The organism is Chryseobacterium sp. UF-290, from assembly GCF_058245615.1.
Window position 1 is genome coordinate 80,445 of record NZ_JBSICB010000011.1, and the last position, 14,259, is coordinate 94,703.

Below are 14,259 nucleotides of genomic sequence, written 5' to 3' on the forward strand. Positions count from 1 at the left end.
TCTAAATAAGGGCGTTTAAGCCGGGTTTTTGAAATATTTGCGACCCAGTATCCAGGTTGAAACTGTAGTGAAGGTAACGACTGTGATAGAACTGACAGGCATGATAATTGCAGCAAAAAGAGGATGCATATGTCCTGTAACAGCGTAACTTAACCCAACGATATTATAAAGAAAACTGATTATAAATGTCATTTTCACAATCGTAATCGAGCCTTTGCAGACATTCAGGTAGTTGTCAAGAGTTACTACTTTCTCACCATTCATAATCACGTCGGAAGAAGGCGTGAAGCTGTTCGTGTCATCAGCGATAGCAATACCTACATTGCTCTGTTTTAAAGCGCCTGCGTCATTCAGTCCATCACCTAGCATGGCGACTTTCATATGCTGATCCTGAAGGTTTTTGATGTAGTTGAGCTTATCCTCCGGGCTTTGGTTGAAAGCCATTCCTTTGTAGTTCGGAATAAGTTCTTTAAGCTGGTTTTCTTCCGAAGAATTATCTCCGCTGAGAATGAAGATTCTATAATCGGTAAGCTTTTTGAACAGCTCCTTAAGCTTTGGACGGTATTCGTTCTTAAAGATAAATTTGCCTATAAACTGATTGTTTTTGCTGATGTAAACAGCTGTTTCAAGGTTCTTTGGCTCCTGTTTGTTATAGCGTGCAGAACCAATTCTGTAAAGATTTCCTCTTACGCTTGCTTCATAGCCTTTTCCTGAGATCTCCTGGAAATTTTCAACAGGGAAGTAATCATCATTCACTTCTATGAAATCATACAATGATTTTGAAAGAGGGTGATTTGAGTTCTTTAATAAAGTTTTGATATTCAACAGATCAAACTCGTTGATTTCAGTTCCTTCGTACTTGATGTTGGATTTCTTTCTGTGGGTGATAGTACCGGTTTTATCAAAAACAATCGTATCCAGTTTAGCGATTTTTTCAATCGTTAATGTATCTTTTACATAAAACTTATTGCGGCCTAAAATTCTCATAATGTGGCCGAAAGTGAACGGTGCGGAGAGTGCAAGTGCACATGGGCAGGCAATGATGAGAATCGCTGAAATGACCTGAAACATTTTTTCAAGATCGATAAATGACCAGTAAATTCCTGAAATAAGAGCAATCCCCAGAATAATAAATGTGAAATATTTACTGATAGTATTGGTCAGGGTATCGAGTCCGGTCTCGTGCTTTTTAAAGGCCTCTTTGTTCCAAAGCTGGGTAAGGTAGCTTTGGTCTACGTCTTTGATCACTTCCAGCTCAAGGGAAGATCCTATTTGTTTTCCCCCGGCAAAAATTTTGTCTCCCGGCTGCTTGCTGATGCTTTCACTTTCCCCGGTGATAAAGCTGTTGTCGATATTTCCTGCTCCGTTGATAAGGACAGCGTCTACCGGTATGATTTCCTGGTTTCTAACCAGGATTCTGTCTCCAACTTTGATCTCTGAAAGAAGGATGTTCTCCTGCTTTCCTTCAAAATCTACTTTCGTAACAGCTATAGGATAGAAAGATTTGTAATCTCTGTCATAAGAAAGGGCACTGTAGGTTCTCTTCTGGAAAAGTTTACCCATCAGCATGAAGAATAAAAGACCGCAAAGGGTATCGAAATATCCGGGACCGTAATCTGTGGCCACTTCGTAGATACTTCTTCCGAAAAGAACAAAGATTCCCAATACGATAGGCACATCAATATTAACGATTTTATTTTTTAATCCGTACCATGCGGATTTATAATAGTCTGAAGCGGAATAAAACACAACAGGACAAGCCAATAAGAACATCAGTACCCTGAAAAGACCCTTATAATGCTCCATCCAGTAATCTTCACCCCCTACGTATTCAGGAAAGGCGAGGAACATTCCGTTTCCGAACGCAAATCCTGCGATGGCAAATTTTACAAGAAGCGATTTGTCCAGATGATCTACGTTTTTTTCTGCAGTCTCAAGGCTGATAACGGGTTTGTAGCCCAGGTTGGTTAAGAAATTAGCTAGTTGGCTTAATTTCAGGTCATTATGATTGAATGAGATCTGTAAGGTCTTTCTGGTGAAATTGACCTGGGAATATTTGATGTGATCGTTTAAAGTATGAAGACTTTCCAGCAGCCAGATGCATGAAGAACAGTGTATTACGGGGATTTTGAATGTGACAAGGCTGGTGTTTCCTTCTGAGAAATCTGTAACCTTTTCAAAGATTTCCGGTGTATCCAGATAATCGAACTGAGTGGAGTTTTCATCACCCGGGCGAATTCCTGCCCCTTTATTCAATTCGTAGAAATTACTTAAATTATTCGTATTCAGAATTTCATAAACAGACTTACAGCCGTTGCAGCAGAAAGTCTTTTCATCAAACAGAATTCTTTCTTTTTCTATACCTTGACCACAATGAAAACAGTTCTCGCTCACCACCCTAAAATATTGAAGTACAAAATTATAACAAATTTTTTTGTTTATCGAGTTAAAAAGTTCTATTTTTGTGATAAATATCATATAAAATGCCGCAGGAACAACAGATAGCAATTGAAGAGAGGTTCGCCAGAGTTTTTAATGATAAATCATTTAAGGAAAGACTTTCTAGCGCAGATTTTGAAAAATATATTAACGGTAAAAAAAGATTGAGTTTTCAGAAACACGATACTATTTTCGAAGATGGGGAGACTCCAAAAGGGGTGTTCGTATTAGAGAAAGGAGCCGCTAAACTTTCAAAATCAGGAGCATTTGGAAAAGATCAGATTTTAAGATTTATCAAAGAAGGGGATATCATCGGCTATCGTTCTTTGCTTTGCGGGGAGAATTTCCAGGCCAAAGCAGAAGCTATGACAGATATAGAATGCGTTTTCTTACCTGCTGATATATTCATGTATCTTTTGGAAGTAGATCCACAGCTGTCTTTCGTAATGCTTCAGAAAATTTCATACGAATTAGGAGAATCCTCCAACACGATTACTTTCCTGGCACAGAAAACGGTAAGAGAAAGGCTTGCGGAAATACTGCTGCTCCTGGAACAGAAGCTGGGAGTAGATCCTGAAGGCTTCATTAAGATCTCATTGACGAGAGAAGAAATTGCCAACATTATTGGAACAGCCACTGAAAGCGCTATCCGTCTGATCTCTGAATTCAAGCAGGATAATCTGATCGAAGTAGACGGCAGAAATATTAAGATTCTCAACCACGACAAACTCATGAAACTCGGTCACGTAGTTTTGTAAAAATCATAAAAACTTAAGTCGGCTAAAGGCCGACTTTTTAACTTTTAAAAAATAGATAAATTATGTCTGTTCACTCTGAAATTAAAAAAGTTACGACTGAAACCTTGCGCAAAATGAAATTCGACAAGGAAAAAATAACAATGCTTACTGCCTATGATTTTACCACAGCAAAGATGGTAGATGCAGGTGGAGTAGATGCTATTTTGATTGGAGACTCTGCAGCGAATGTCATGGCAGGTTTTGAAACGACACTGCCTATTACTTTAGACCAGATGATCTATCATGCCCAAAGTGTGGTAAGAGGAACCGACAGGGCATTGGTAGTGGCGGATCTGCCTTTCGGAACTTACCAGAGTAATCCTGAAAAAGCATTGGAGTCTGCGGTGAGAATGATGAAGGAAGGAGGAGCTCATGCTGTAAAGATTGAAGGAGGAAAAGAAATTTCAAAATCAATTAAAAAGATCATCAATGCAGGAATCCCTGTGATGGGACATTTAGGGCTGACACCACAGTCTATCTATAAATTCGGAACTTATAAAGTAAGAGCAAAAGAAGAAGCTGAAGCTGAAAAGCTGATTAATGATGCAAAGCTTTTAGAAGAATTAGGCTGTTTCTCTGTTGTTTTGGAAAAAATTCCTGCTGATTTGGCTAAAAAAGTAACGGAAAGTATTTCGATTCCTACTATCGGAATCGGTGCCGGTGCAGACTGTGACGGGCAGGTATTGGTATATCACGATATGGTAGGAATGAACAAAGGTTTCAGTCCGAAGTTTCTGAGAAGATACCTTGATCTTTACACAGAAATTACAGGAGCGGTTTCCCAGTACGTGAAAGATGTAAAGAGTGTAGATTTCCCCAACCAAAACGAAAGTTATTAATTCATGCAAAACCAACAACAATCTATCCAGGGAATTTTATCCATTGCAGCACTGATCTGTCTTGCTGTAGGCTGGTTCAATTTATTTTCTCCGGAAATTAATCATCTGCTTTCCAGAAAAGTTTTCTATGTTCTGATAGGAGCGAGTTTTTTTATCCAGGCACCATTGCTTACCAACAAAAATTTTGTCTATGCCATGTATGCGGCGGCAGCTATTTGTGTGTTTGGAGCATTTATACCTGAAGGTTCCAATTTATCAGCCATTAAAACCATTGGCCTGCTGGCCGGGATTATCCTTTCATTGTCAAATAGAAGAAGATAGACGGCATTACGATGAAGGAGCAGATTATATATGAAGACAACCATCTTCTGGTGATCAATAAAAAGGTCGGTCAGCTTGTACAGGGTGATAAGACCGGTGATGAATCATTACTGGAATCTATAAAGAATTTTATAAAAATAAGAGATGCTAAGCCGGGAAACGTTTTTCTCGGCTTGGTTCATCGTATAGACCGTCCTACTTCAGGGCTGGTGATCTATGCCAAAACATCCAAAGCGCTTTCCCGTCTTACCCAGATGGTAAAGAACCGTGAGATCAAAAAGACCTATTGGGCAGTAGTAGGAAAAGAAATGATTCCTCAGAGTCAGAGACTTGTACACTATCTGAAGAAGAACGAGAAAAATAATAAAGCCATCGTTTTTCCTAAGGCTACAGAAGGTGCCAAAGAAGCTATTCTGACCTATAACGTGATCAAGGCACTGGATAATTATCTGCTTCTGGAAATTGATCTTGAAACCGGAAGACATCATCAGATCCGTGCTCAGCTGTCAAAGACGCGCGTTCCGATCAAAGGAGATCTTAAATACGGTGCTCCGCGTTCCAATCCGGACGGAGGGATCAACCTTCACGCAAGAAAACTGGAGTTTATTCATCCGGTTACCAAAGAAAAAATTGAAATTACGGCTCCTGTTCCGCAAAATGATGCGATCTGGAGAGCTTGTGAAGACTAGAGCGGATTGGATTCTTCCCTATTATAAAAATTTAAACATAACAACCATCTCAATTTTGAGGTGGTTGTTTCTTTGAAAGAAATTCAATTTTGCTCATTCTGAAAAAATAACTAACTTCGTCCCATACTTTAGGGGTGTCTGTTACCAACAGACTGAGACTTTACCCTTTGAACCTGATCTGGATCATACCAGCGTAGGGAAAAGTAGGTGACTTTTGCTGTGCATTCTATTGCACAATAATGGCCATTCCTAAAGTGTATTTAAATTATTTAGGAATGGAACTTATAATCAACCACACCCGAAAAACATTCAATATACTTCCTGAAAACCTGGAAGCATTACTGGCTATAGAGCTGCCCGGAAAAAGAAAAGGGATCGCAGTAGCCCTCAACAATCGTATTATTCCGCTGTCAGCGTGGGCGGAAACAATCCTTAACGACAAAGATTCAGTTTTAATCATTACGGCCACTCAGGGCGGATAAATCTCATATTTTAATACCAAAATTTATGGCTCATTCTATTACATGTTCGCCATTTCCGAACTCAAAGAAAATTTATGTTGAAGGAAAAATTCATCCTATCAATGTAGCAATGCGTGAAATACAGCTTAGTCCTACCAAACTCACCAATGGAGGCTTTGAACATAATGTTCCCGTAACGGTTTACGATACTTCAGGCCCGTATACGGACGAAAATGCGGTGATCGACATTCAGAAAGGACTTCCGAGAATCAGGGAGCAGTGGATTCTGGACAGAAAAGATGTCCATATTCTGGAAGGAATCACTTCTGAATATGGAAAAGCACGTTTGGCAGACCCTAAGCTTGATGAATTACGTTTTTCCTATGATCATAAACCCAAGGTTGCACAAGAAGGAAAAGAACTTACCCAGCTTTATTATGCGAAGCAGGGAATCATCACTCCCGAAATGGAATATGTAGCGATCAGAGAAAATCAAAAGATCGAACAGCTTGAATCTGTCTCAAAAGAGATGGCTTTTCAGCATATCGGAAACAGCTTTGGGGCCAATACACCCAAAAGTAAAATTACACCGGAATTTGTAAGAGATGAGATCGCTGCCGGTAGAGCGATTATACCTAATAACATTAATCACCCCGAAAGTGAACCTATGATCATTGGGCGGAACTTTTTAGTGAAAATTAATGCCAATATAGGAAACAGTGCCGTTTCATCAAGTATTGAAGAAGAAGTGGAAAAAGCGGTATGGGCCTGCAGATGGGGAGCAGATACCATTATGGACCTTTCAACAGGAAAGAATATTCATGAAACAAGAGAGTGGATCATCAGAAATAGTCCGGTTCCCATTGGTACAGTTCCTATTTATCAGGCATTGGAAAAAGTAAAAGGAGTTCCGGAGGATCTGACCTGGGAAGTTTTTAAAGATACGCTGATTGAGCAGGCTGAGCAGGGAGTCTCTTATTTCACGATTCATGCCGGGGTTTTACTACGATACATTCATCTGACCGCAAATAGAGTCACCGGAATTGTATCCAGAGGAGGCTCTATTATGGCAAAATGGTGTCTGTTTCATCATAAGGAAAATTTCCTGTACACCCATTTTGAGGAGATCTGTGAGATCATGAAGAAATATGATGTGGCTTTTTCCCTTGGGGATGGCCTGCGTCCGGGTTCTATTGCCGATGCTAATGATGCAGCTCAGTTTGCTGAGCTGGAAACTTTAGGAGAACTGACAAAAATAGCATGGAAACATAACGTACAGGTAATGATCGAAGGGCCGGGCCACGTTCCGATGCACATGATCAAAGAAAATATGGAAAAGCAGTTGGAAGAATGTCATGAAGCCCCATTTTATACCTTAGGTCCTCTGACAACGGATATTGCTCCGGGGTATGATCATATCACTTCCGGAATCGGTGCGGCAATGATCGGATGGTTCGGTTGTGCGATGCTTTGCTATGTAACCCCAAAAGAACATTTAGGCCTTCCGAATAAAGAAGATGTAAAAGTAGGGGTGATCACTTATAAGTTGGCTGCCCATGCTGCGGATCTGGCAAAAGGACATCCGGGAGCACAGTATAGAGATAATGCATTAAGTAAGGCCAGATTCGAATTCAGATGGGAGGATCAGTTCAATCTTTCACTGGATCCTGATACGGCAAGGGCTTATCATGACGAAACACTTCCCGCTGATGGGGCTAAAATTGCTCATTTCTGTTCGATGTGCGGACCAAAATTCTGCTCTATGAAGATTACTCAGGAAATCCGGGAATCAGCGGAGAAAGGAATGCTGGATAAGTCACAGGAATTTATTGAAAAAGGAAAAGAAATCTATATATGATCCTTGTCATCACTCCTGAAATGGCAATTCCCAATGAGACGGATCTTATCAATCAAATGTTTCAGGAAGGACTCGATCTGCTTCATATCAGAAAACCTCACATCAACCAAAAGGAAATGACAGAATTTATCAGAAAGATTGATTCGTCATTGTATTCCCAATTGGTACTTCATAATCACTATGGTCTGGGAAAAGATTATGGGATTTCAAGATTTCATTTCAGGGAGCAGGACCGGAAAGAAGAAAAATATAAACCTTTTGCAGGGGAAAATATGATCTCAACTTCTGTACATGACATTACAACATACAATACTTTGGGAAAAGAATGGGAATATGCTTTCATAAGCCCGTTTTTTCCAAGTATTTCAAAAAAAGGATATGGTGAAAGCTCAACGGTGCTGGAGGATGTAAAGAAACGGAGCAACCAGAATGTAAAATTAATTGCTTTGGGAGGAATTGATCCTGAGAATATTCAGAAAGCCTTTGAAGCAGGAGCGGATGGAGCCGCTTTGCTGGGAAGTGTCTGGGAGAGTAAAGAACCACTGGATGCTTTCAGGAAGTGCAGGAGTAACACTATTTTATAATTAAAAAAAGTCATCCTCTTTGCCGGGGATATTTCATGGAAAAATTACAATACATATCACAGGGAAAAACAAGGTTTGAGCAGGAGCTTAATATCCGCAAGGCATTAGATAATGGAATAAAATGGGTACAGGTGCGCTGGAAAGAAGCTCCGGAAGACGAATTGATAAGCCTTTGTACAGCTTCGAGGCTGCTATGTTCGGAATATGGGGCAATGTGCATCATCAACGATCATGTGCAATTGGCAAAAAGTATAGATGCTGACGGTGTTCATCTTGGATTAAATGATGACTCCGTTCAGGAAGCAAGGTACATTTTAGGGGAAAGTAAAATAATTGGCGGAACGGCAAATACTTTATCGGATGTTCTGCAGAGGATGGCTGAGCCATGTGATTATATTGGCTTAGGCCCTTTAAGATTTACAGCGACCAAAGAAAAGCTGAGTCCTGTCCTTGGTTTTGAAGGGTATCAGGAAATTGTAAAGACTCTTAGAGAAAGGTCGCTGGGTCTTCCCAAAATTTTCGCGATTGGAAGTGTTACCCTTGAAGATGTCGAACCTCTTCAACAGATGGGTATTTATGGCATCTCTGTTTCAGGGGAGATCACAAGACAGCCATCTCTTATTAATGAATTTAAGAAAGAAATGATAGGAAATCGCTGTTAAAAGAAATAGACCGGTGAATGAATGCTGATGAAAAATGGCAGCTGTATAAGATCTTAGAAAAAATAATTGTATATGAATAATCAAAAATTAATAATAGCAGACAGAACGTTTGAATCCAGACTGTTTTTAGGAACCGGTAAATTCGGAAGTCTCAGGGATATGACGTCATCCGTTGTCGCCTCAGAAACGGATATGGTGACAATGGCATTGAAGAGAATAGATGCCCGGTCGGCAGAAGACGGTCTGCTGGATTCTTTAAGAGAGACCAATGTTCATCTTTTACCCAACACTTCAGGGGCAAGAACAGCTAAAGAAGCAGTATTGGCCGCCCAGTTAGCCAGAGAAGCCCTGGAAACGAACTGGGTGAAGCTGGAGATTCATCCGGATCCGAAGTATTTATTACCAGATCCTATTGAAACACTTTATGCGACTGAAGAACTTGCCAAATTAGGATTTGTGGTAATGCCTTATATTCATGCAGACCCGGTGCTTTGTAAACGCCTTGAGGATGCGGGAACGGCTGTGGTAATGCCTCTGGGAGCACCTATTGGAACCAATAAAGGACTACGAACGTTGGACTTTTTAGAAATCATTATCAGCCAGAGTAACGTCCCGGTAGTGGTTGATGCAGGAATAGGAGCTCCATCCGATGCCGCAAAAGCAATGGAAATGGGAGCAGATGCAGTCCTTGTCAATACGGCGATTGCTGTTGCCGGCAATCCGGTCAATATGGCTGTAGCGTTTAAAGAAGGGGTGATCGCAGGAAGAAGAGCTTTTGAATCAGGACTGGGCGCAATAGCAAACCATGCTGAAGCGTCAAGCCCGCTTACTTCGTTTTTATTTGAATAAGATCACAATGATGAAAAGCTTTAAAGATGTTTTTGAAAGCTATCAGTGGGATGAAGTAAAGAATAAGCTTGAAAGAGTAAGCCTGGCAGATGTAAGGCATAGCCTTCAGAAAAAAAATAAAACGCTGGACGACTTTCTGAATCTTCTTTCTCCGGCTGCCTCACAGGAACTGGAGCTGATGGCAGGAATGACGCAGGCTCTTACCCAAAAGCGCTTCGGAAAAACCATTCAGTTGTATGCCCCTCTGTATCTCAGCAATGAATGTCAGAATATCTGTACATATTGTGGATTCAGCTTAGATAATCATTTGAAGAGGAAAACGCTTTCTGATACGGAACTGATGGTAGAAGCCTCCGTGTTGAAATCTATGGGAGTCAGCCATGTGCTGCTGGTAAGCGGGGAAGCCAATAAAATAGTGGGAGTCCCTTATTTTCAGAATGCTGTTCGCCTGCTAAAACCTCATTTTTCCAATATTTCTATTGAAGTGCAGCCTTTAATGGAAGATGAATACAGGCTTCTTCATGAAGAAGGAGTACATTCGGTATTGGTCTATCAGGAGACTTATCACAAAGAAGTTTACAAAGAATACCATCCGAAAGGTAAAAAATCTAACTTTCATTTCCGTCTGGATACACCGGATAGAATAGGAAGAGCAGGAATTCATAAAATAGGATTGGGAGTCCTGTTGGGACTGGAAGACTGGCGTGTTGACAGTTTCTTTAATGCCCTTCATATCGATTATCTTCAAAAGCAGTACTGGAGAAGTAAGTTTTCAGTTTCCTTTCCGAGGTTACGGCCTGCGGAAGGAATCATTGAACCTAATTTTATGATGGAGGATAAAGACCTTTTACAGCTGATCTGTGCCTACAGGATCTGGAATGAGGATCTGGAAATATCGATATCTACAAGGGAGAATGAGATCTTCAGGAATAATATTGTTTCGTTGGGAGCAACAGCGATGAGCGCAGGCTCCAAGACCAATCCCGGAGGATATGCTGTAGATAAAGAATCTTTAGAACAGTTTGAAACCAGTGATGAAAGGAGCATGGAAGAGATCAAGGCAATAATCAGAAAAGCAGGCTATGATCCTGTCATGAAAGACTGGGATTCGGTTTACAGTGGTTTTTAATGGATCAGTTATAATAAAGCATGAAAGAAGAAGATACTTTTTCACGGTACAGCCGTCAGATATTTATAGAAGAAATAGGACTGGAAGGACAAAAAAGGATCATGGCTTCAAAGGTCCTTGTCATAGGTGCAGGCGGTCTCGGAAGCCCTGTCATTCAGTATCTGGCTGCGGCAGGAGTAGGAACTTTGGGCGTAGCGGATTTTGATCTTGTAGAACTTCACAACCTGAACAGGCAGACCATTCACACGGAAAATAAGGTAGGAGCATCTAAGGTTAAGAGTGCCGGGGAATTTGTCAACAATCTTAATCATCAGGTGAAATTTATTGGTATTGAGCAGAAAATTAACGACTCAAATGCAGAAGAAATCCTTTCTCAATATGATATCGTTGTAGACGGATCTGATAATTTTACAACAAGATATTTAGTGAATGATACCTGTGTGAAACTGGAAAAAGCATTAGTGTATGGAAGTATTCTTGGATTTTCGGGACAACTGGCTGTTTTTAATCATAAAGGAAGTAAAAACCTGCGCAGTCTGTTCCCGGAACCACCCTTTGATGAAGATATACCGGATTGTGACAGCCTGGGGGTTTTAGGAGCTTTGCCAGGGATGATAGGAAGTATGATGGCTCTTCAGGCATTGAAAATCATTACAGGACTTCCGGTTGGTTTAAATCAGCTAACGCTTGTTGATACGCTGGATTGGAGATTTCAGACGATAGATTTTTGATGTTTAAAAACAAATATCAAAAAATAGGTCTTCACAAGTGCAAGCTTAATATCAATAGAAACGGATTTTAGTGATCCGGTATAAAAAAGAGGCTGTCTCAAAAGTGTCATTCTGAATGAAATGCAATGTAATGAAGAATCTCAAACAACTGACTATCAATGAGATTATTCCTTTGTCAGAATGACAAAAGCCGAATTATTTGACTTTTGAGACAGCCTCTTTTGTTATTTATTTTGATATGAAAATTATTGTCCCTGCTGCATTACCCCGCCATTATCTTCTTTTTTGGTCTGGTTCAGGATATTCGGGTCCTCTTTTGCCAGCTTGTTTTTTGTTGGAATTTTATAGTTGATGGAAACTCCAAAATTTCGGGAGTCAAATTTCGTTCTTAATAAAGCCCTTTCTCCTTCAGGTGGGTTAGAATAAGCCTGCATCAGCTGGCTGTTGAAAATATCATTTGCAAATACGGAAACAGTCAGACGCTTATCCATAAACTTTTTGGTCAGCGTAATATTCAGGGAATTATTGAACGGTTTATCTGCTGTAAAATAGAAATATCCTCCTTTTGGAGTTATATAACTATAATTAACATTCATGTTGATTTCCTTTGGAAGGATCAGTTGTGTCATGATATTAAAGATCCAGAAACCTTTGTTGTTGAGGTTATCAATTTCATGTTTCTGATACCCTGCATACAGATACATAAAGTTGATCTTATCAGGATTGAAGTTAAACTTCATGATTTCACTCATCGGTTTGCTGAAGATCATGAATGGAACGGGTAACCCTACATTAAAGTTATGAATCCTCATATTGGAGATATTCATTTGCTGGTTGTAAAGATTTTTGCCATCTTTTCTTACAATTTGTGCTACCTGATCTGTTGCTTCACTTAAACTATATCCTATAAATGCATAATCAAAAGCAGAGACTTTCAATTCATAATTATTGAAAATGGTAGGCTGAAGATTGGCGTTACCGGTTATCTGAGTATTGGGACCTCCAAATGTAGTGTTATTCGGGTTTAAGGCAGAAATACTTGGTAAGCTGATCTTTTTGTTATAATTGGCCGCTACATATACCTGATTCATCATATTGTACTGTACGCTGGCATTAGGAAATAATTTAAATCTGTCAAAAGGGGTCAGATTATCCTGAACAAGTTTTCCTTCCTTATAAGACCTGGTGATTCCGGAAATATCATAGTTTTCAGCTCTTGCTCCTAAAGTAAAATCAAATTTCTTCAGTTTGGCCTGGAACTCCAAATAGGTGGATGCAGTTTGTCTTTGATAATCCAAATTGGTAATTCCAAAGCTGTCCGTATCATAATCCTGTCTTTCATATAATCCTCCTGCACTTACTTTTCCGCCATCAAGAAGCTTGACCGGCTGTGAATAATCGATCTTGAAATTAGCAATTCTCATGTCAGAATTATTGCTCAGTATATTTCCGAGAGCAGCTGTTGGCAGGGATTCCTCAGGATTCTGGAAGGTCTTGTTAAAAAAGACATTATCCTGCCCGAACTTGGTGTAAGCCTTTGTATAGCCAAACTGAAAATCAAGTTTCTGGGCCTTATCCGTAAAACGTTTCTGATACGTTACCACAGCTTCCTGTCTTATCGAATGGGTATGGGCAATATCTGAGGAGCTGAAAATATAATCTCTGATGTAAAAACCTTTTGGGTCGTTTGGGTCCGCTGTTCTGTCTCCCAGTCCGCTACTTAAGGTATAATTATCATTGTTGTTATGATAAATATCGTAGTTCAGTAATAACCTGTCCTGCCCAAGATCGAAAGTTACTCCTGCCTTAGCGAAATAGGTGCGGGCAAACCGGTCTGTATTGCTGTCCAGAAGATCATCCTGCTGTGTGTTCAGCATACTTTCACGATAGTTTTGTCCTACGTTGAGCTGCCATCCGAAAAGCTTGTTTCTGGCATTTAAATTAATAGAATTTGTCGTTCTGCTTCTGTATTTATCGTAATTGGAGAATGAATAATTTCCGGAATAGGTAGCTGTTAAATATTTATTGGCATTTTTATTCGTAATGATATTCATGATCGCTCCTCCGGAAGTCGCCGGAAACTCAGCACCTGGCTGGGTGATCACTTCTATTCTTTCTACAGAGTTGGCGGGCATTCCTTCCAGGAAAGAATTCAGTTCGTTGGAGGTAATGTTTAAAGGTCTTCCGTTGAGGTAAACATCCAGCATCTTTCCCTGGTACATCATTCCGGCAATATCTGTGGCCACAAGCCCGGGAAGCTTTTTGATTCCTTCTAGAACATTCCCGTTGTTAAGCTGGGGTTGTTCGGAAAAATCAAAAATAGTACGGTCAGCTTTCTGCTCAACGGCTTTTTTAGTCTTGGTGATGACTACACCTTCAATTTGTTTCTCTTTTGAAGAGGTATTGTCTTTTTCCTGTGAAAAAACAAGCACAGAACTTAAGAGTGACAAAGCGAATATCGTTTTTTTCATAATGTTTTTACTACTATCCGGTTAGACGCAGGAAAAGAAATTTTGTTACAGTAAAATATTGAAAATCGAATTTTTAGGGTAAATATTTTTTTATTTCTGAAATAATTATATCTTTGCCAAATAATTATCAAGAATCCTATGATGGGATAGCAACCTGCAAAAACAAGCAAGGTGCTGAATAGATAAGCCGGATCTCCGGAAAAAATGTTTATCATCTATCTTACTCCCATCTTGAATTTTTGTTTTAAAATGAAATCAATGTTTAAAGACAAGGGAAATCACATTACACATGTAAACTTTTACTTCTCAGATCATGACGCTCGTCTTCATTATTCTGATATATTCTCATGCCATTTCCATATGTGCATGTGCTGTTGTTTCTAGTCTTCTTTATTCTTAAAAAATAATACAATTCTTACGCTTTTTATG

At 39.8% G+C, this 14,259-nt stretch carries 13 protein-coding genes and 2 riboswitches; of the genes, 11 read left to right on the forward strand and 2 right to left on the reverse strand.

Annotated features, from left to right (window positions below; all coding sequences use genetic code 11):
• Window positions 1-15: 15 nt before the first annotated feature.
• A complete protein-coding gene (locus tag AC4IF5_RS13925) occupies window positions 16-2,394 on the reverse strand; it encodes a heavy metal translocating P-type ATPase (RefSeq protein ID WP_490735481.1) in 2,379 nt (792 codons plus the stop codon).
• Window positions 2,395-2,483: 89 nt separating this feature from the next.
• Here AC4IF5_RS13925 and AC4IF5_RS13930 point away from each other — a divergent pair, with 89 nt between their 5' ends.
• From AC4IF5_RS13930 to AC4IF5_RS13980, 11 genes are all read left to right on the forward strand, one after another.
• Complete coding sequence (locus AC4IF5_RS13930) at window positions 2,484-3,197, forward strand: Crp/Fnr family transcriptional regulator (RefSeq protein WP_045501403.1); 714 nt, start codon at window positions 2,484-2,486, stop codon at window positions 3,195-3,197.
• Window positions 3,198-3,259: 62 nt separating this feature from the next.
• Window positions 3,260-4,075, forward strand: coding sequence for a 3-methyl-2-oxobutanoate hydroxymethyltransferase (gene panB, locus AC4IF5_RS13935; RefSeq protein WP_490735483.1), 816 nt, complete (start codon window positions 3,260-3,262; stop codon window positions 4,073-4,075).
• Between the two features lie 3 nt (window positions 4,076-4,078).
• Window positions 4,079-4,396 carry a hypothetical protein gene (locus AC4IF5_RS13940; protein ID WP_065400914.1) on the forward strand — a complete coding sequence of 106 codons (318 nt, stop codon included), beginning with the start codon at window positions 4,079-4,081 and terminating at the stop codon, window positions 4,394-4,396.
• 11 nt (window positions 4,397-4,407) lie between these two features.
• The gene (locus AC4IF5_RS13945; RefSeq protein ID WP_490735485.1) at window positions 4,408-5,085 is read left to right on the forward strand and encodes an RluA family pseudouridine synthase; all 678 of its coding nucleotides are present in this window, start codon (window positions 4,408-4,410) and stop codon (window positions 5,083-5,085) included.
• A 120-nt stretch (window positions 5,086-5,205) separates the two neighbouring features.
• A riboswitch (TPP riboswitch) is annotated at window positions 5,206-5,302 on the forward strand.
• Between the two features lie 58 nt (window positions 5,303-5,360).
• A complete protein-coding gene (gene thiS / locus AC4IF5_RS13950) occupies window positions 5,361-5,567 on the forward strand; it encodes a sulfur carrier protein ThiS (RefSeq protein WP_490735486.1) in 207 nt (68 codons plus the stop codon).
• A gap of 25 nt (window positions 5,568-5,592) precedes the next feature.
• Complete coding sequence (thiC, locus tag AC4IF5_RS13955) at window positions 5,593-7,404, forward strand: phosphomethylpyrimidine synthase ThiC (RefSeq protein WP_490735488.1); 1,812 nt, start codon at window positions 5,593-5,595, stop codon at window positions 7,402-7,404.
• Window positions 7,401-7,988 (forward strand): thiamine phosphate synthase, encoded by a 588-nt coding sequence (locus AC4IF5_RS13960; protein ID WP_490735490.1) that lies wholly within the window; start codon window positions 7,401-7,403, stop codon window positions 7,986-7,988. The genes thiC and AC4IF5_RS13960 overlap by 4 nt, the downstream gene beginning before the upstream one ends.
• A gap of 35 nt (window positions 7,989-8,023) precedes the next feature.
• Window positions 8,024-8,650, forward strand: coding sequence for a thiamine phosphate synthase (locus AC4IF5_RS13965; RefSeq protein WP_490735492.1), 627 nt, complete (start codon window positions 8,024-8,026; stop codon window positions 8,648-8,650).
• A gap of 72 nt (window positions 8,651-8,722) precedes the next feature.
• Window positions 8,723-9,499 (forward strand): thiazole synthase, encoded by a 777-nt coding sequence (locus tag AC4IF5_RS13970; protein WP_490735494.1) that lies wholly within the window; start codon window positions 8,723-8,725, stop codon window positions 9,497-9,499.
• Between the two features lie 10 nt (window positions 9,500-9,509).
• Window positions 9,510-10,628, forward strand: a complete 1,119-nt coding sequence (gene thiH, locus AC4IF5_RS13975) for a 2-iminoacetate synthase ThiH (protein ID WP_490735609.1) — start codon at window positions 9,510-9,512, stop codon at window positions 10,626-10,628.
• Between the two features lie 20 nt (window positions 10,629-10,648).
• Window positions 10,649-11,359: a HesA/MoeB/ThiF family protein gene (locus AC4IF5_RS13980; protein WP_490735496.1), complete on the forward strand. Its 711-nt coding sequence runs from the start codon at window positions 10,649-10,651 to the stop codon at window positions 11,357-11,359.
• Window positions 11,360-11,604: 245 nt separating this feature from the next.
• Here AC4IF5_RS13980 and AC4IF5_RS13985 read toward each other — a convergent pair whose 3' ends face one another.
• Complete coding sequence (locus AC4IF5_RS13985) at window positions 11,605-13,830, reverse strand: outer membrane beta-barrel protein (protein ID WP_490735498.1); 2,226 nt, start codon at window positions 13,828-13,830, stop codon at window positions 11,605-11,607.
• A gap of 119 nt (window positions 13,831-13,949) precedes the next feature.
• Window positions 13,950-14,045: riboswitch (SAM-I-IV-variant riboswitch) on the forward strand.
• The last annotated feature ends 214 nt before the right edge of the window (window positions 14,046-14,259 follow it).